Here is a 17,706-nt window from a genome sequence, read left to right on the forward strand (position 1 = left end):
ATCATTCGCTACGGCCGGCACCCCGCATGTCGATTGCGAAGACGGCGTAGTAGTCCAGTCCCCGCATAGGGGCGGTGACGGTCAGGATCCATCGCACATTGCCATGCACCCGCTCGTAGATCGGCGGCCCTTTGGAAGCGAGCGCATCGGGCGGTATCTGGAAGGCGAAGGGAATGCCTGCGCTCGACCGGATGGATGCGCTCGGCACGACGACCGTTTCCTGCCACCTGAGCTCATCCTTGTAGGTCGACTTTTGCGTCCCGCTGGTGACCACGACCGGCCCTCCGACCCGATAGGTGCGGATGCATTGCAGTTGCACCCTGTAGTCGCCGCCCGGGGTCAGATCGCGGCTTGATCGCAACGAACCTTCGAAGCGCCCGCCGGCGATTGCAGGCCCGCAGGCCAATGTCGTCATGCCGAACTTGCGAACCCGCAAGGTGTCGCGGATCGCCTTCAGCAGCGAGTAGAGCGCGATGAGCATGAACAGGACCGGGACGAAGATCAGCGGATTGAATTCGCGATCGGTGACGTCGAAATTGAGCGGAAGCTCGAAATACCAGACGATCAAAATGCCGATCAGGCCCATCGCGCCGGCAAAGAAATAACCGCTGAAGGCATTGGCAGAGTTGGCGTCGACCATTGGTGCCGGTGCTTGCACCGTAGCCTGCCGCCGACCGCGCTGTCCGCTCATCCCCAGCTCCCCTGACACGACATTGCCATGCAGTGCGGCCGGCTGGCAATGGCAGCATGCCCGCAACCTCGTCTGGCTTGTCGCTGGCAACCGCCGGCTGTGCGCTCTTCTCCGCAACTGAGTGCTTTGGCAGGAGGAAGCCATGTCTGTCGCCCGGGTCATCGAGATCACGTCGTCGTCCAACAAAAGCTTTCAGGACGCAATCGAGAATGGCATCGCGCGCGCCGCAAAGATCCTGAAGAACGTCGAAGGCGCCTGGATCCAGGACCAGAAGATCGTGGTCGAGAACGGCAAGATCTCCGCCTATCGGGTCAACATGAAGGTGACCTTCATCCTCACCGACTAGGATCAGGCGCCAGCGGAAAAGTCTGGAACCTTCGTTCGCTCCCCTCATTGTCAAAACAGGCATTCAACCTGAGAGGAGCACCACAATGACCACCCCGTCTGGGCACACCGAAGCCATTGCCGCCTCGCGCGTCATCGGCACGTCGGTCTACAACACCGAGGGCAGCAGCATCGGCAGCGTCGAGGACGTCATGCTCGACAAGATGTCGAACGGCATCATGTTCGCCGTCATCGGCTTCGGCGGCTTCCTCGGCATGGGCGAGAAATATCACGCCATTCCATGGGCGAGCCTCGACTATGACGCGGAGAAGGGCGGCTACGTCGTGCCTTTCACCAAGGACCAGCTCAAGGCGGCGCCCGCGTACTCGATCAAGGAATTGACCGGCGCCGACGGCGAAGCGGCGCGCGATGCATCCTTCGAGTATTACCACGTAGCGCCCTATTGGCATTGACCGTCAAGCAACGGAATCGAAAGGCCCCCGGAAAAATCCGAGGGCCTTCGCGTTTCTGGACCTCTACTCGGCCGCGCGCAGGGTAGAAAGCTCCATCGAGCTTTGCTGGGGTTTCTGACTGTCGCATGAAGTCAGGAACGCCGCCGCAATCAGAAACAAACTCACGATACCGCTCAACTGGGACATGGCGAAACTCCTCCTGTTTCGCCCCGCGCGAACCCGATCATAGTTCAGAAGGGTCGGTCATGCGCATGACTTATGATGACAGAAATTTGCGCTTCGTGAATCATGGCGCCGGCAATATTTGCGGGCGGCCCGATTGCCTTTTGCGGTGCTTTGGCTAAGAGGGGCGCGACGCTTCAATCGATCAATCGGGGACATCGCAATGACCGCCATCATCGACATTGTCGGGCGTGAAATCCTGGACAGCCGTGGAAATCCGACCGTCGAGGTCGACGTGGTGCTGGAAGACGGCTCGATGGGCCGCGCCGCGGTGCCGTCGGGCGCCTCGACCGGCGCGCACGAGGCGGTCGAGCTGCGCGACGGCGGGCCGCGTTATCTCGGCAAGGGCGTCGAGCGGGCGGTCGAGGCCGTGAACGGCGAGCTGTTCGAGGCGATCGGCGGCATGGAGGCCGAGAACCAGATCCATATCGACCAGACGATGATCGAGCTCGACGGCACACCGAACAAGAGCCGCCTCGGCGCCAACGCCATCCTAGGCGTGTCGCTGGCGGTCGCCAAGGCCGCCGCGGAGGCCGCCGGCCTGCCGCTCTACCGCTATGTCGGCGGCACCAAGGCGCACATCCTGCCGGTGCCGATGATGAACATCATCAATGGCGGCGCCCATGCCGACAATCCGATCGACTTCCAGGAATTCATGATCCTGCCGGTCGGCGCACCGACGCTGCGCGACGGCGTGCGCTGGGGCTCGGAGATTTTCCACACGCTGCGCAAGAAGCTGAAGGACGCCGGCCACAACACCAATGTCGGCGACGAGGGCGGATTCGCCCCCAACCTGAAGAGCGCGCCGGCGGCGCTCGATTTCATCATGGAATCGATCGAGAAGGCCGGCTTCAAGCCGGGCGAGGACGTCGCGCTCGGTCTCGACTGCGCCGCCACCGAGTTCTTCAAGGACGGCAACTACGTCTATGAGGGCGAGAAGAAGACCCGCGATCCGAAGGCGCAGGCCAAATACCTCGCCAAGCTCGCTTCCGACTATCCGATCATCACCATCGAGGACGGCCTTGCCGAGGACGATTGGGAGGGCTGGAAGGTCCTGACCGACCTGATCGGCAAGAAGGTTCAGCTCGTCGGCGACGATCTTTTCGTCACCAACACGGCGCGGCTGCGCGACGGCATCCGCATGGGCGTCGCCAATTCCATCCTGGTCAAGGTCAACCAGATCGGCTCGCTGACCGAAACGCTCGACGCCGTCGAGACCGCGCACAAGGCGGGCTATACCGCCGTCATGTCGCATCGCTCGGGCGAGACCGAGGATTCGACCATTGCCGACCTCGCGGTCGCGACCAATTGCGGACAGATCAAGACCGGCTCGCTGTCGCGCTCGGACCGCATGGCCAAGTACAACCAGCTCATCCGTATCGAGGAGGAGCTCGGCAAGCAGGCGCGCTATGCCGGCAAGTCGGTGGTCAAGGGCTGATCCGGGTATCTTTTTCGAACCATGAAAAGGGCGGGTCATTCCCGCCCTTTTCGTTCTTTTCAGACCTCGCGTCCGATTGGTCGTAACCGTCCATTAAGCACAATTGGGCGAAAAGATTCGGATAGCCGCTTGCGTTCGCGGCAGCGAGGGTTTCGGGTCATGTGGACACGTCAGCACAAGCAGAGAAACACCGGCAGGCTGATCATTCCGTCGCTCTGCGTGCTGTTCCTGGCCTATTTCGGCTTCCATGCCTATCACGGCGAGTTCGGCATCTATTCCAAATATCGGCTGCAGGTCCAGGCCGCCGAACTGCAGGCCCAGCTCGACACCGTCAAGGCGCGCCGGGTCGACTTGGAACGTCGTGTCCAGCTCATGCATGAGGGCACGCTGGAAAAGGACATGCTTGACGAGCAGGCCCGAAAGGCGCTCAATCTGTCCCAGCCCGACGAAATCACCATAATGCTGCCTGCGCCTGCGAAATAACCGGAATTCGGTTAATCGCATTTATTTGCAATGATTCTAACCGCTTAGATGCATGCCAGCCATGCATTTTTCAGCATGGCGCAATGCATCCTTGCGTGTTAGCCTCGCTCAAATCGGTGGGGAGACGGTCGCTCTCCCTGAATGTCCGCGAAGAGACGCCAACAGGGAGTGATGCATGGCCACCGCCGCCAGAAAAGCGCCTGCCAAGTCCAAATCCAGATCCGACGGCAAATCGTCGGTCCTTTCCACCCCCAAGCCGGTCGAATTCACCAAGGAAGAAGAGCTTTCCGCCTATAGGCACATGCTGCTCATCCGCCGCTTCGAGGAGAAGGCCGGCCAGCTCTATGGCATGGGCTTCATCGGCGGCTTCTGCCACCTCTACATCGGCCAGGAGGCCGTCGTCACCGGCATGAAAATGGCGCTGGTCGAGGGCGATCAGATGATCACCGCCTATCGCGACCACGGCCACATGCTGGCGATGGAACTGTCGCCGCGCGGCGTCATGGCCGAACTCACGGGACGCCGCGGCGGCCTGTCGAAGGGCAAGGGCGGCTCCATGCACATGTTCTCCAAGGAGAAGCATTTCTACGGCGGCCACGGCATCGTCGGCGCGCAGGTGTCGCTGGGCACCGGTCTCGCCTTCGCCAACCGCTACCGCGACAACAAGAATGTTTCGCTGACCTATTTCGGCGACGGCGCCGCCAACCAAGGTCAGGTCTACGAAAGTTTCAACATGGCTTCGCTTTGGAAGCTGCCGGTGATCTACATCATCGAGAACAACCGTTACGCCATGGGCACCTCGGTCTCCCGCTCGTCGGCCGAGACCGATTTCTCGCATCGCGGCGCTTCCTTCAAGATTCCAGGCATGCAGGTCGACGGGATGGACGTCCGCGCCGTGAAGGCCGCGGGCAACGTCGCCGCCGAATGGTGTCGCGCCGGCAACGGCCCGCTGATTATCGAAATGCAGACCTATCGCTATCGCGGCCACTCGATGTCCGATCCGGCGAAATACCGCTCCAAGGAGGAAGTGCAGAAGATGCGCTCCGAGCGTGATCCGATCGAGCAGGTGAGGGTGCGGCTGCTCGACAAGAAGTGGGCAAGCGAAGACGAGCTCAAAGCCATCGACAAGGAGGTTCGCGACGTCGTCGCCGATGCCGCCGAATTCGCTCAGAACGACGCCGAGCCGGATCCGTCCGAGCTCTGGACCGACGTGCTGCGTTAAGGGGAGGGCAAGGACATGCCGATCGAAATTCTCATGCCCGCGCTCTCGCCGACGATGGAAGAGGGCAATCTTTCCAAGTGGTTGAAGAACGAAGGCGACAAGGTCGTCGCCGGTGACGTGATCGCCGAGATCGAGACCGACAAGGCGACGATGGAAGTCGAGGCCGTGGATGAAGGCACGCTCGCCAAGATCGTGGTTCCTGCCGGCACCGAAGGCGTGAAGGTGAACGCGGTGATCGCCGTGCTTGCGGTCGACGGTGAAGACGTCGACAAGGCTGGCGAAGGCATCGGCGAAGAGCCTGCCAAGACTGAAACCGCCGCAGCGCCGGCGCCTGCTGCGCAGGAAGAGGCTCCCGCCAAGCCGCAGCCCGTCGCCGCCGCGCCGAAGGCCGAGATTGCCGCCGACCCGGACGTTCCCGCCGGCACCGAGATGGTGTCGACCACTGTGCGCGAGGCGCTCCGCGACGCGATGGCCGAAGAGATGCGCCGCGACGGCGACGTCTTCGTCATGGGCGAGGAAGTCGCCGAGTACCAGGGCGCCTATAAGATCACCCAAGGCCTGCTGCAGGAATTCGGGCCGCGGCGCGTGGTCGACACACCGATCACCGAACACGGCTTTGCCGGCGTCGGCGTCGGGGCAGCGATGGCCGGCCTGAAGCCGATCGTCGAGTTCATGACCTTCAACTTCGCCATGCAGGCGATCGACCAGATCATCAACTCGGCCGCCAAGACGCTCTATATGTCCGGCGGCCAGATGGGCGCGCCGATCGTGTTCCGCGGCCCGAATGGCGCGGCCGCGCGCGTCGCCGCCCAGCACTCGCAGTGCTATGCCGCCTGGTACAGCCATATCCCCGGCCTGAAGGTGGTGATGCCTTACACGGCGGCCGATGCCAAGGGCCTGCTCAAGGCGGCGATCCGCGATCCGAACCCGGTCATCTTCCTCGAGAACGAAATCCTCTACGGCCAGTCCTTCGACGTGCCGAAGCTCGACGATTTCGTGCTGCCGATCGGCAAGGCGCGCGTGCACAAGCAGGGCAAGGACGTCACCATCGTCTCCTTCGGCATCGGCATGACCTACGCGGTCAAGGCGGAAGCCGAGCTGCGCGGCATGGGCATCGATGCCGAGATCATCGATCTCAGGACCGTCCGCCCGCTCGACTTCGACACCGTCATCGCCTCGGTCAAGAAGACCAACCGGCTCGTGGTGGTGGAGGAAGGCTTCCCGCAGAGCTCGGTCGGCGACCACATCGCCAGCCAGGTTTCGCAGCGCGCCTTCGACTTCCTCGATGCGCCTGTGATCACCATCGCCGGCAAGGACGTGCCGATGCCCTATGCGGCGAACCTCGAGAAGCTCGCCCTGCCCAATGTCGGCGAGGTCGTCGAGGCAGTCAAAGCCGTCACCTATCGATAGGGAGCGACGCCAATGCCGTCCTTCTGGGTCTTGGCTGCTATCGTCGCGCCCACAGTCGGGATTGCTTTTCTGGTGCGCTCCATGACGGGCAAGTTCGATGCGATCCTGCTGATGCTCAGCGGCGTCGCTTCGCTTGTTCTCGCAACCGTCGCGACCGGCTCTGCCCAAGTCGACCAGACGGGCGGCATGATGAGCCTGGAAATGACCAAAAGCAGTTTCCACTTCGGCGTCCTGCCGCCGGTCTTCATCGTCGCCACGCTGACGGTCATGCGCGGCCTGTTCAAATTCATTCAGGAGTGAGCGATGCCAATCAACATCACCATGCCGGCCCTGTCGCCCACGATGGAAGAGGGCAATCTCGCCAAGTGGCTGGTCAAGGAAGGTGACAAGGTTTCGCCCGGCGACGTGATCGCGGAGATCGAGACCGACAAGGCGACGATGGAAGTCGAGGCCGTCGATGAAGGCACCGTCGCCAAGCTCGTCGTTCCGGCCGGAACCGAAGGCGTCAAGGTCAACGCCGTGATCGCTATCCTGGCAGGTGAAGGCGAGGATGCCGGTGCGGCTGCAAAAGCCGACGGCGGGGCCGCACCCAAGGCGGAGACGCCGAAAGCGGAAGCCCCGAAAACCGAGGCTCCCAAGGAAGCGCCGAAGCCGGCAGCCGCGGCGCCCGCGCCGGCGAAGGCCGAGCCCGCTCCGGTCGCCAACGGCCACGCGGGCGGCGAGCGTGTGTTCGCGTCGCCGCTTGCCCGCCGCATCGCCAAGGATGCCGGCGTCGACGTGGCGGCGCTCAGCGGTTCCGGTCCGCACGGCCGCGTGGTGAAGGCCGACGTCGAGGCGGCGATCGCTTCCGGCGGCGCCAAGCCGGCGCCTGCCGCCAAGGCTCCCGCGGGTGCACCGGCCGCTCCCGCCCCCGCGCCAAAGCCGATGTCGGACGATCAGGTGCTGAAGCTGTTCGCCGAGGGCTCCTACGAGCTCGTGCCGCACGACAATATGCGCAAGACCATCGCGCGCCGCTTGGTCGAGGCCAAGAGCACCATTCCGCATTTCTACCTGACGCTCGACTGCGAGCTCGACGCGCTCTTGGCACTGCGCACGCAGCTCAATGCCGCGGCGCCGATGAAGAAGACCGAGAAGGGCGAGGTTCCCGCCTACAAGCTCTCGGTCAACGACATGGTGATCAAGGCGATGGCCATGGCGCTGATGGCGGTGCCGGACGCCAACGCCTCCTGGACCGACAACGCCATGGTCAAGCACAAGCACGCCGATGTCGGCGTCGCCGTGTCGATCCCCGGCGGCCTGATCACGCCGATCATCCGCCATGCCGACGAAAAGACGCTGTCCACCATCTCCAACGAGATGAAGGACCTCGCCAGCCGCGCCCGCAGCCGCAAGCTGAAGCCCGAGGAATACCAGGGCGGTACGACCGCCGTGTCCAATCTCGGTATGTTCGGCGTCAAGGATTTTGCTGCCGTCATAAACCCGCCGCACGCGACTATCCTCGCGGTGGGCGCGGGCGAGGAGCGCGCGGTGGTGAAGAAAGGCGAGATCAAGATCGCTACCGTGATGTCGGTGACGCTGTCCACCGATCACCGCGCCGTCGACGGCACGCTTGGGGCGGAGCTGCTCGGCGCTTTCAAGCGCATGATCGAAAACCCGATGGGCATGCTGGTCTAGGAAGGGAAAAGGCGGTGCGGAAAATCTTCGCCGGCCTTTTCGCCTTCATCGTTTCCGATCCCGCTGGCGAGCTGGTCGCGCGCTGGCGCGTCAGGTGCTCGTGGTCAGGTTTCGACGGGGTTGGGGCAACCGCATGAAGACAATCCTCTGCTATGGCGACTCGCTGACCTGGGGCTATGACGCCGCCAGCCTCGGCCGCCACGCGCTGGAAGATCGCTGGCCGAGTGTGCTGAAGGCAGCACTGGGCGACGGCATTGAGGTCATTGCCGAGGGATTGAACGGCCGCACGACCGCCTTCGACGATCACCTGGCCGGGGCTGACCGGAATGGGGCGAGGACGCTGCCGACGGTCCTGACCAGCCACGCGCCGCTCGACCTGATCATCTTCATGCTCGGCGCCAACGACATGAAGCCTTGGATCCACGGCAATCCCGTTGCGGCCAAGCAGGGCATGCAGCGCCTGGTCGATATCGTGCGCGGTCACGATTATCCGTTCGACTGGCAGGCGCCGCAGATCCTCATCGTCGCGCCGCCGGCCGTCACCCGCACCGACAATGCCGAGTTCAAGGAAATGTTCGCCGGCGGCGACGATGCCTCGAAACGGCTGGCGCCGCAATATTCCACGCTTGCCGACGAGGCCGGCTGTGGCTTCTTCGATGCCGGCAGCGTGGCGACGACCACGCCGCTCGACGGTGTCCATCTCGATGCGGAAAACACGCGCCGGATAGGCCAGTCGCTGGCGCCGCTCGTGCGTGTGATGCTCTCACTCTAACCCCGAGAAAGATCAGGGAGAAAAACCCGTGGCTGAGAACTACGACGTCATCATCATCGGCTCAGGCCCCGGCGGCTATGTCACTGCGGTGCGCTCCGCCCAGCTCGGCTTCAAGACGGCGATCGTCGAGCGTGAGCATCTCGGCGGCATTTGTCTCAACTGGGGCTGCATCCCGACCAAGGCGCTGCTGCGCTCGGCCGAGATTATGCACTATTCGGACCACCTCAAGGATTACGGCCTGAAGCTCGACGGTAAGGTCAGCCCCGATACGGCCGCCGTCGTCGACCGTTCGCGCAAGGTCTCGCTCAGGCTGAATGGCGGCGTCGCCTTCCTGATGAAGAAGAACAAGGTCGACGTCATCTGGGGCGAGGCGAAACTCACAAAGCCGGGTGAGATCGTGGTGTCCAAGACAGCCAAGAAGCCGATGGAGCCGCAGCCGCCGGTGCCGAAAGGCGTAAAGGGCGAGGGCACCTACACCGCCAAGCACATTATCCTGGCGACCGGCGCAAGGCCGCGTGCGCTGCCCGGCATCGAGCCGGACGGCAAGCTGATCTGGACCTATTTCGAGGCGATGGTGCCGAAGGAGATGCCGAAGTCCCTGCTGGTGATGGGCTCCGGCGCCATCGGCATCGAGTTCGCTTCCTTCTATCGCACCATGGGTGCCGAGGTGACGGTGGTCGAATTGCTGCCGGCGGTGATGCCGGTCGAGGACGCGGAGGTTTCCAAATTCGCGCAGAAGCAATTCGAGAAGCAGGGCATGAAGATTCTGCTCGAAGCCAAGGTGACCAAGGTCGATAAGGGCGCCAACTCGGTCACCGCGCATGTCGAGATGAAGGACGGCAAGGTGGAAAAAATCACCGCCGACCGCATGATCTCGGCCGTCGGCGTGCAGGGCAACATCGAAAATCTTGGCCTCGAGGCGCTCGGCGTGAAGACCGACCGCGGCTGCGTCGTCGTCGACGGCCACGGCAAGACCAATGTGCCCGGCATCTATGCCATCGGCGACGTGGCGGGGCCGCCGATGCTTGCGCATAAGGCCGAGCATGAGGGCGTGGTCTGTATCGAGAAAATCGCCAATTTCCCGGGCGTGCACGCCATCGACAAGCTGAAGATCCCGGGCTGCACCTATTGCAGCCCGCAGGTCGCATCTGTCGGCCTCACCGAAGCCAAGGCCAAGGCCGAAGGCAAGGACATCCGCGTCGGCCGATTCCAGTTCGGCGCCAACGGCAAGGCCATCGCGCTCGGCGAGGACCAGGGCTTCATCAAGACCGTCTTCGACAAGAAGACCGGCCAGCTCCTCGGCGCGCATATGATCGGCGCCGAAGTGACCGAGCTCATCCAGGGCTTCGTCGTGGCGATGAACCTGGAGACCACCGAGGAAGAGCTGATGCACACGATCTTCCCGCATCCGACGCTGTCGGAGATGATGAAGGAAAGCGTGCTCGACGCCTATGGCCGCGCTTTGAACGCATGATAAATCGCAAATCGATGATAGATTGGCTGCGCGAGACTCATATTCGGCAGCCGGAGAATCCTGACGGCAAGGCCGCTCACATCCGGATGCACGTCCACCTGGCACAGGAGGAGTTGGCATATGCATTTGAATGGCGTCGGCTGGATCGCAGCCATCATCATCGGAGGTCTGGCGGGCTGGCTCGCCGAGATGGTCATGAAGAGCAACACCGGCATCTTCATGAACATCATCATGGGCATCGTCGGCGCGGTGGTGTTGAACGCGATCCTGCAGGCTCTCAACATCCAGTCATTCGGCGTCGGCTGGGTGGCCTACCTGATTACCGGCTTCATCGGCGCCTGCCTGCTGATCTTTGTTGGGCGGCTGGTGCGCCGCTGAGCCGCGTGAATAAACCGCCATGTGAAATGGCCGTGGCGGCATGCGCCGGCGCGGCCTTTTTCTTTGCTCCGAAAAGTCCTAGATGACGCACATAGGCGGCCGCGATGCCAGCGGCCGCAAAGGGTTAGAGATGGTCACTGTTCTCGACACGATAGCCAACGCGCCGCGCCCGCGGCATCCCGAAAAGGCGCACAGGCCGGACCAGGAAGTGCTGCGCAAGCCGGACTGGATTCGCGTCAAGGCGCCGGTTTCCAAGGGTTATGCTGAAACGCGCGAGATCGTGAAATCGAACAAGCTGGTGACGGTGTGCGAGGAGGCCGGCTGCCCGAACATCGGCGAATGCTGGGACAAGAAGCACGCCACCTTCATGATCATGGGCGAGATCTGCACGCGCGCCTGCGCCTTCTGCAACGTCGCCACCGGCATCCCGACAGCGCTCGATCCGGATGAGCCGGCGCGTGTCGCCCATGCGGTCAAGCAGATGGGCCTCAGCCACGTCGTCATCACCTCGGTCGACCGCGACGATCTTGACGACGGCGGAGCGCAGCATTTTGCCGACGTCATCCATGCCATCCGCGTGGCCGCCCCTTCGACGACGATCGAGATCCTGACGCCCGACTTCCTGCGCAAGGATGGCGCGCTGGAGATCGTCGTCGCGGCCAAGCCCGACGTCTTCAACCACAATCTGGAAACCGTTCCGTCGAACTACCTGACGGTCCGCCCGGGCGCTCGCTACTTCCATTCGATCCGCCTGCTGCAGCGCGTGAAGGAACTCGATCCGTCGATTTTCACCAAGTCCGGCATCATGGTCGGCCTGGGCGAGGAACGGAACGAAGTGCTGCAGCTCATGGACGACCTGCGTTCGGCCAATGTCGACTTCATGACCATCGGCCAGTATCTGCAGCCTTCGAAGAAGCACCATCCGGTGATCCGCTTCATCACGCCGGACGAGTTCAAGTCCTACGAGACGATCGGAAAGACCAAGGGCTTCCTGCTGGTTGCGTCGAGCCCGCTGACGCGCTCCTCGCATCACGCCGGCGAGGATTTCGCCAGGTTGCGCGCGGCGCGCGAGGCCCAGCTCGAAAAAGCCAGCTGACCGGGTTAGATGCCGAAATTCGAAGCCACCCGCCGCGTCGCCTACACGCCGGAACAGATGTTCGCGCTGGTGGCGGATATCGAGGCTTATCCGCAATTCCTGCCGCTCTGCGAAGCGTTGACCGTACGCTCTCGCAAGGAGCGCGACGGCCGCACTATCCTCGTCGCCGACATGAGCATCGGCTACAAGGCGATCCGCGAGACTTTTACCACCCAGGTCCTGCTCAAGCCCGACGAGAAAGCCATCGACGTCAAATACATCGACGGCCCGTTCAAATATCTCAGCAACATCTGGCGCTTCGACCCGGCCGACGGTGGCTGCGAAGTGCATTTCTTCATCGACTACGAATTCAAGAGCCGCATCCTCGGCGCGCTGATGGGCACGATGTTCGACCGTGCCTTCCGCATGTTCTCCGAAGCCTTCGAAAAGCGGGCGGACGTAATCTATGGCACAAAGCCCGCCTGATCCTTACCTGGTTTGATCTTCACCAAGCGCGCGAAGTCCGAGTTGCAGCGCATGACGCACCGTCTCGTGGCGGATGAATTCGCGGCCCTTACGGCCGAAGAGCTGCTGCTCGGCGATGACCGGCTGGCCGGCAAGTGCCACCCCGAACCAGACGAGACCTACCGGCTTTTCCGCCGAGCCGCCGCTCGGGCCGGCAATGCCGGTGACGGCAAGGGACAGGCTCGCGCGCGAATGCGTCAGCGCCCCCGCTGCCATTTCGAGCACGGTCTCGCGCGAAACGGCGCCATGGGCTTCGAGTGTGGTGGCGGAGACGTCCAGCATCTCCATCTTGGCTTCGTTGGAATAGGTGATGAAGCCGCGGTCGACCACGGCTGAGGAGCCGGCGATGTCGGTCAGGGCGGCAATGATCATGCCGCCGGTGCAGCTTTCGGCCGTCGCCAGCATGATGCCCCGTTGCTGGCAGGCCTGGAGGAGGGCGTTGGCGAGTTCGGCATTGCTCATGCCGGCACATCTCCCGGATAGACGACGCTGGCGGTGGCAATGGCCGCAATGCCTTCGCCTCGTCCGACAAAGCCGAGCTTTTCGTTCGTCGTCGCTTTGATCGAAATCCTCTCCGGAGCAATGCCGAGCATCGCCGCGAGCGCCGCCGTCATTGCCGCGCGGTGCGGCCCGACACGCGGCGCCTCGCAGATCAGCGTGACGTCGGCATTGGCGATGCGCCCGCCCCGCTCGCGCACCAGCTTCGCCGCATGCTCGACGAAGATCTTCGAGGCGACACCCTTCCATCGCGGGTCCGACGGCGGGAAATGCGTGCCGATGTCGCCGGCGCCGCAAGTGGCAAGCAGCGCATCGGTAAGCGCGTGAAGCCCGACATCGGCGTCCGAATGGCCGGAGAGTTTTCGATCGTAGGGAATGGCGACGCCGCACAACGTGACGTGGTCACCGGCTTCGAAGGCATGCACGTCGTAGCCATTTCCGGTGCGGATGTCCGGAAAGCGCGGCAGCGCGCTGGAAAGCCGCTGGTCGGCCATCGCGATATCCCTTGCCCAGGTGAGCTTCACATTGTCCGGCGAGCCGGTGACGATCTTGACCGGAATATGCGCCCATTCGGCGATAGCCGCATCGTCGGTGAACTCGGTCTTGCCGAGGCGATGCGCCTTCTCATGCGCGGCCAGCAGCGGCCAGAACGGAAAGCCTTGCGGCGTCTGGGCGGCATGAAGGCCTGCCCTCGGCACGGTCTCCTCGATCATGCCTGCGGCGGATTCCCGCTTGAGCGTGTCGGCGACGGGCAGCGCGGGCAGCGCACCCTGGCGCTCGCCGATCGCCGCGATGGTGCGGTCGATAAGCCCGGCATCGACGAACGGGCGCACCGCGTCATGCACCAGCACCTTCGACGGCGCCTGCTCCCTGAGCGCCAGCAGCCCGAGCCGAACGGAAGCCTGGCGGGATGGACCGCCGGTGACCGCGACGACGCGCCCGGCATTGGCTCCGGCCGCGCGCTCGAACAGTTCGCGGTCGTCGGCATGGATCGCCACGACCACTGGCCCGACATCGGGATGCGACAGGAATCCTTCCAGCGTGTGCGCGATGACGGCGCGACCGCCGATGCGCTGGTACTGCTTCGGCCCGTCGGCCTGCCCGGCGCGCGCGCCTCGCCCGGCGGCGACGATGACCACGCCGACCTTTTCGTTCGCTTCTGTTGCCGGAATTTCACTTGCGTTGGTCATGTCAACCGCTCCTAGTCGGGGCGAAGGCTGAAAGCCAGCATTTTCCAAAATGCGCCTTAATGTGACGTCATTGCGCGTTGCACAACGGCTTGCATCTGGCTAGAGAATGTGCAGCAATCGAACATGCTTGGTTTTTGTGCATGCCTGAATTGACCACATTGGCTTCGCCGCTCGATGTCGGCGGCGTGAAGATACGCAACCGCGTGTTCCTCGCGCCGATGTCGGGCATTACCGACGAGCCGTTCCGCCAGCGCGCCCATGCGCACGGCGCAGGCTTGGTCGTCTCGGAAATGGTGGCGAGCGGCGAACTGGCCAAGGGCAGGACGGGCTGCGGCCTGCGCATCCGCCATTCCGGGCTGCCCGTCCATATGGTGCAGCTTGCTGGCCGCGAGACCGCGCACATGGCCGAAGGCGCGCGCATAGCGGCAGGCGAGGGCGCCGACATCATCGACATCAACATGGGCTGCCCGGCAAAGAAGGTGACGGGCGGCTATGCCGGCTCGGCGCTGATGCGCGATCTCGACCACGCGCTGTCGCTGATCGAGGCGGTGGTCGGCGCCGTTTCCGTGCCGGTGACGGTCAAGATGCGGCTCGGCTGGGACGAGGACGCGCTCAATGCGCCGATGCTGGCGCGACGGGCAGAACAGGCCGGCGTGAGGATGGTGACGGTGCATGGCCGCACGCGCTGCCAGTTCTATCAGGGCAAGGCCGACTGGCGCGCCATCGCGCGCGTCAAGCAGGCGGTCTCGATCCCGGTGGTCGCCAATGGCGATGTCGGCTCACCGGAGGAAGCGGCGGCAATCCTCGAACAATCCGGCGCTGACGCGGTGATGGTCGGCCGCGCCCACTACGGCGCGCCGTGGATCGCTGGCAGCATAGCTGCGGCCGCCGTTGGTATGTCTGCGCCAGGCATTCCCGCAACGCCGGACGCGCTCGCCGATTACGCCGTTGCACACTACGAGGACATGCTCTCGCTCTACGGAGTGGAAAGCGGGCTGCGTCAGGCGCGCAAGCATCTCGGCTGGTATCTGGATCGCCACGCCACCGGCGTTTCGGCGGAGCAGCGGAAGCGTATTCTGACCTCTTTCGAGCCGGCCGAAGTCATCCGTGGATTGCGCCAGGCCCTTGCCGACATTGGCATGTCGACTGAGATGCGGAGCGCGGCATGAAGGCGAGTGTCCCACAGGCGGCCGGCATGGAGGATGCCGCAAACATCGTGCTGAACACTATCCGCCGCCCGGTGATCATGGTCGACGCCGACGGCTTCATTACTTTCGCCAACGCGGATGCCGAGGACTTCTTCCGCTCCAGCGCGACCATGCTCGCGCGCAACACCTTGTCCAAGCTGGTGCCGTTCGGCAGCCCGTTGCTGACGCTGGTCGACCAGGTGCGCGAGCGCCACGCGCCGGTCAACGAGTATCGCGTCGACGTCTCATCGCCGCGCCTTGGCATCGAGAAGATGGTCGACCTTTATGTCGCACCGGTGCCGGAATTCCCAGGCTCGGTCGTCGTGATGTTCCAGGAGCGGTCGATGGCCGACAAGATCGACCGCCAGATGACGCATCGCGGCGCCGCGCGCTCGGTCACCGGCCTGGCGGCCATGCTGGCGCACGAGATCAAGAACCCGCTTTCCGGCATCCGCGGCGCGGCGCAACTGCTCGAACTGTCGGCCTCCGACGAGGACCGCGCGCTGACCCGGCTGATCACCGACGAGACCGACCGCATCGTCTCGCTGGTGGACCGTATGGAAGTGTTTTCCGACGAGCGGCCGATCGAGCGCTATCCGGTCAACATCCATGTCGTGCTGGATCATGTGAAGGCGATCGCCAAGAACGGTTTTGCCAAGCGTATCAAGATCTTGGAGGAATATGATCCGTCGCTTCCTCCTGTCTATGCCAACCGCGATCAGCTGATCCAGGTGTTCCTCAACCTGGTGAAAAACGCAGCCGAGGCGATCGGCGCCGATCCGCAGGGCGAGATCGTGCTGTCGACGGCCTTCCGGCCCGGAATCCGCGTTTCCGTTCCGGGAACGCAGGACCGTGTTTCGCTGCCGCTGGAATTCTGCGTGCATGACAATGGCCCCGGCGTTTCCGAGGACATCCTGCCGATCCTCTTCGATCCGTTCATCACCACCAAGCCAAACGGCTCGGGCCTTGGCCTGGCGCTGGTCGCAAAGATCGTCGGCGAGCACGGCGGCATCATCGAATGCGATTCGACGCAGCGCGGAACCACCTTCCGCGTCCTGATGCCGGCCTGGAAGGAGACAACGCCCGGCGCCGGCGACGAAGCAGAAGGAGACCGCAAATGACCGTTCGCGGCAATATTCTCGTCGCCGACGACGATGCGGCCATTCGCACCGTGCTCAACCAGGCGCTGTCGCGCGTCGGCCACGAGGTGCGCGTGACCTCGAACGCCTCGACGCTGTGGCGCTGGGTGGCGGCCGGCGAGGGCGATCTCGTTATCACCGATGTGGTGATGCCGGACGAAAACGCCTTCGACATGCTGCCGCGCATCAAGAAGGCGCGGCCGGAACTGCCCGTCATCGTGATGAGCGCGCAGAACACCTTCATGACCGCCATCCGCGCTTCCGAGACCGGCGCCTACGAATATCTGCCGAAGCCCTTCGACCTCACCGAGTTGCTCAACATCGTCAACCGGGCGCTGGCCGAGCCGAAGCGGCCGAAGCTCGACTCGCGTGCCGACGAGCAGCCGGAGACGATGCCGCTGGTCGGCCGCTCTGCCGCCATGCAGGACATCTACCGCATGCTGGCACGCATGATGCAGACCGACCTGACGGTGATGATTTCGGGCGAGTCCGGAACCGGCAAGGAGCTGGTGGCGCGAGCGCTGCATGAATATGGCCGCCGGCGCGGCGGGCCGTTCGTGGCGATCAACATGGCCGCGATCCCGCGCGACCTGATCGAATCGGAGCTGTTCGGCCATGAGAAAGGCGCCTTCACCGGCGCCCAGAACCGCTCCACCGGCCGCTTCGAGCAGGCCGAAGGCGGCACGCTGTTCCTCGACGAGATCGGCGACATGCCGATGGAAGCGCAGACGCGCCTGCTGCGCGTGCTGCAGCAGGGCGAATATACCACCGTCGGCGGCCGCACGCCGATCAAGACAGACGTGCGCATCGTCGCTGCCACCAACAAGGACCTGAGGACGCTGATCAACCAGGGCCTGTTCCGCGAGGACCTGTTCTATCGCCTGAACGTCGTGCCGCTGCGGCTGCCGGCGTTGCGCGAGCGCTCCGAGGATATTCCGGACCTGGTGCGCCACTTCTTCAAGCAGGGCGCCAGCGAAGGCCTGCAGACCAAGCGCATTTCCGCGGGCGGCATCGAGCTGATGAAACGCTACCCCTGGCCCGGCAACGTGCGCGAGCTGGAAAACCTGGTGCGCCGGCTCGCCGCGCTCTATTCGCAGGACGAGATTTCGGCCGAGATCATCGAGGCCGAGCTCAAGACCGGCGAGAGGCCTGTCGTGCCGGACGGCGGCGCGCTGATCCCCGATGATCTGTCGATCGGACAGGCGGTCGAGCATTTCCTGCAGCGTTATTTTGCGTCTTTTGCAGGCGATCTGCCGCCGTCCGGGCTCTACCAGCGCATCCTCGCCGAGGTCGAATATCCGCTGGTCCTGGCCTCGATGACGGCCACGCGCGGCAACCAGATCAAGGCGGCCGAGCTTTTGGGCCTCAACCGCAACACGCTGCGCAAGAAGATCCGCGAGCTCGGCGTCAACGTCTACAAGGCCTCAAGGCAGATCTAAAGCATGTCTCCCGAAAGTGGGAACCGGTTTCGGGGCAAAGACATGCGTAAAATCAAAAACCTAAAAGCGCGGGAGCGAATCTGAAAGATCGC

20 protein-coding genes are annotated in these 17,706 nt (G+C 63.7%); 16 read left to right on the top strand and 4 right to left on the bottom strand.

The features are described from left to right. Nucleotide 1: 1 nt before the first annotated feature. On the bottom strand, nucleotides 2-691 hold the full coding sequence (locus tag QAZ47_RS21190; RefSeq protein ID WP_278230606.1) for a hypothetical protein: 690 nt from the start codon (nucleotides 689-691) through the stop codon (nucleotides 2-4). A gap of 142 nt (nucleotides 692-833) precedes the next feature. Here QAZ47_RS21190 and QAZ47_RS21195 point away from each other — a divergent pair, with 142 nt between their 5' ends. Together QAZ47_RS21195 and QAZ47_RS21200 are read left to right on the top strand one after the other, a co-directional pair. After that, nucleotides 834-1,037, top strand: a complete 204-nt coding sequence (locus tag QAZ47_RS21195; protein WP_278230607.1) for a dodecin family protein — start codon at nucleotides 834-836, stop codon at nucleotides 1,035-1,037. Between the two features lie 85 nt (nucleotides 1,038-1,122). Beyond that, nucleotides 1,123-1,488, top strand: coding sequence for a PRC-barrel domain-containing protein (locus QAZ47_RS21200; protein ID WP_278230608.1), 366 nt, complete (start codon nucleotides 1,123-1,125; stop codon nucleotides 1,486-1,488). Between the two features lie 63 nt (nucleotides 1,489-1,551). Here QAZ47_RS21200 and QAZ47_RS21205 read toward each other — a convergent pair whose 3' ends face one another. Then, a complete protein-coding gene (locus QAZ47_RS21205; RefSeq protein ID WP_278077365.1) occupies nucleotides 1,552-1,674 on the bottom strand; it encodes a hypothetical protein in 123 nt (40 codons plus the stop codon). A 199-nt stretch (nucleotides 1,675-1,873) separates the two neighbouring features. On the opposite strand from QAZ47_RS21205, the gene eno reads away from it, so the two are divergent. The 11 genes from eno (at nucleotide 1,874) to QAZ47_RS21260 (ending at nucleotide 12,122) form a co-directional block, all read left to right on the top strand. Then, entirely contained in the window at nucleotides 1,874-3,148 is a 1,275-nt protein-coding gene (eno, locus tag QAZ47_RS21210) for a phosphopyruvate hydratase (protein ID WP_278230609.1), read from the top strand. A gap of 159 nt (nucleotides 3,149-3,307) precedes the next feature. Next, entirely contained in the window at nucleotides 3,308-3,631 is a 324-nt protein-coding gene (locus QAZ47_RS21215; protein WP_278230610.1) for a septum formation initiator family protein, read from the top strand. Between the two features lie 175 nt (nucleotides 3,632-3,806). Further along, nucleotides 3,807-4,853 (top strand): pyruvate dehydrogenase (acetyl-transferring) E1 component subunit alpha, encoded by a 1,047-nt coding sequence (pdhA, locus tag QAZ47_RS21220; RefSeq protein ID WP_278230611.1) that lies wholly within the window; start codon nucleotides 3,807-3,809, stop codon nucleotides 4,851-4,853. A gap of 15 nt (nucleotides 4,854-4,868) precedes the next feature. Then, nucleotides 4,869-6,263, top strand: coding sequence for a pyruvate dehydrogenase complex E1 component subunit beta (locus tag QAZ47_RS21225; RefSeq protein WP_278230612.1), 1,395 nt, complete (start codon nucleotides 4,869-4,871; stop codon nucleotides 6,261-6,263). A 12-nt stretch (nucleotides 6,264-6,275) separates the two neighbouring features. Further along, on the top strand, nucleotides 6,276-6,563 hold the full coding sequence (locus QAZ47_RS21230; protein ID WP_278202643.1) for a hypothetical protein: 288 nt from the start codon (nucleotides 6,276-6,278) through the stop codon (nucleotides 6,561-6,563). A 3-nt stretch (nucleotides 6,564-6,566) separates the two neighbouring features. Further along, nucleotides 6,567-7,937, top strand: coding sequence for a pyruvate dehydrogenase complex dihydrolipoamide acetyltransferase (locus tag QAZ47_RS21235; RefSeq protein WP_278230613.1), 1,371 nt, complete (start codon nucleotides 6,567-6,569; stop codon nucleotides 7,935-7,937). Nucleotides 7,938-8,070: 133 nt separating this feature from the next. Beyond that, nucleotides 8,071-8,709 carry an SGNH/GDSL hydrolase family protein gene (locus QAZ47_RS21240; protein ID WP_278230614.1) on the top strand — a complete coding sequence of 213 codons (639 nt, stop codon included), beginning with the start codon at nucleotides 8,071-8,073 and terminating at the stop codon, nucleotides 8,707-8,709. A gap of 28 nt (nucleotides 8,710-8,737) precedes the next feature. Next, nucleotides 8,738-10,183, top strand: coding sequence for a dihydrolipoyl dehydrogenase (gene lpdA, locus QAZ47_RS21245; protein ID WP_278230615.1), 1,446 nt, complete (start codon nucleotides 8,738-8,740; stop codon nucleotides 10,181-10,183). 120 nt (nucleotides 10,184-10,303) lie between these two features. After that, complete coding sequence (locus QAZ47_RS21250; protein ID WP_059188542.1) at nucleotides 10,304-10,561, top strand: GlsB/YeaQ/YmgE family stress response membrane protein; 258 nt, start codon at nucleotides 10,304-10,306, stop codon at nucleotides 10,559-10,561. 130 nt (nucleotides 10,562-10,691) lie between these two features. After that, entirely contained in the window at nucleotides 10,692-11,657 is a 966-nt protein-coding gene (lipA, locus tag QAZ47_RS21255) for a lipoyl synthase (protein ID WP_278233839.1), read from the top strand. Between the two features lie 9 nt (nucleotides 11,658-11,666). Beyond that, nucleotides 11,667-12,122 (top strand): type II toxin-antitoxin system RatA family toxin, encoded by a 456-nt coding sequence (locus QAZ47_RS21260; protein ID WP_278230616.1) that lies wholly within the window; start codon nucleotides 11,667-11,669, stop codon nucleotides 12,120-12,122. Nucleotides 12,123-12,125: 3 nt separating this feature from the next. Here the strand turns inward: QAZ47_RS21260 and QAZ47_RS21265 are convergent, their stop codons facing one another. Both QAZ47_RS21265 and QAZ47_RS21270 read right to left on the bottom strand, forming a co-directional pair. Then, nucleotides 12,126-12,623, bottom strand: coding sequence for a CinA family protein (locus tag QAZ47_RS21265; protein WP_278230617.1), 498 nt, complete (start codon nucleotides 12,621-12,623; stop codon nucleotides 12,126-12,128). Next, the gene (locus QAZ47_RS21270) at nucleotides 12,620-13,849 is read right to left on the bottom strand and encodes a bifunctional 2-C-methyl-D-erythritol 4-phosphate cytidylyltransferase/2-C-methyl-D-erythritol 2,4-cyclodiphosphate synthase (RefSeq protein ID WP_278230618.1); all 1,230 of its coding nucleotides are present in this window, start codon (nucleotides 13,847-13,849) and stop codon (nucleotides 12,620-12,622) included. Before QAZ47_RS21270 ends, QAZ47_RS21265 begins: the two co-directional genes overlap by 4 nt. A gap of 140 nt (nucleotides 13,850-13,989) precedes the next feature. On the opposite strand from QAZ47_RS21270, the gene dusB reads away from it, so the two are divergent. The 3 genes from dusB to ntrC are packed head-to-tail and all read left to right on the top strand — an operon-like array spanning nucleotide 13,990 to nucleotide 17,614. Then, nucleotides 13,990-15,018, top strand: a complete 1,029-nt coding sequence (gene dusB, locus QAZ47_RS21275) for a tRNA dihydrouridine synthase DusB (RefSeq protein ID WP_278202650.1) — start codon at nucleotides 13,990-13,992, stop codon at nucleotides 15,016-15,018. Next, nucleotides 15,015-16,157, top strand: a complete 1,143-nt coding sequence (locus QAZ47_RS21280) for a nitrogen regulation protein NR(II) (RefSeq protein WP_278202651.1) — start codon at nucleotides 15,015-15,017, stop codon at nucleotides 16,155-16,157. The genes dusB and QAZ47_RS21280 overlap by 4 nt, the downstream gene beginning before the upstream one ends. After that, nucleotides 16,154-17,614, top strand: a complete 1,461-nt coding sequence (gene ntrC, locus QAZ47_RS21285) for a nitrogen regulation protein NR(I) (protein WP_278202652.1) — start codon at nucleotides 16,154-16,156, stop codon at nucleotides 17,612-17,614. Before QAZ47_RS21280 ends, ntrC begins: the two co-directional genes overlap by 4 nt. The last annotated feature ends 92 nt before the right edge of the window (nucleotides 17,615-17,706 follow it).

The organism is Mesorhizobium sp. WSM4904, from assembly GCF_029674545.1.
Classification (GTDB): Bacteria; Pseudomonadota; Alphaproteobacteria; order Rhizobiales; family Rhizobiaceae; genus Mesorhizobium.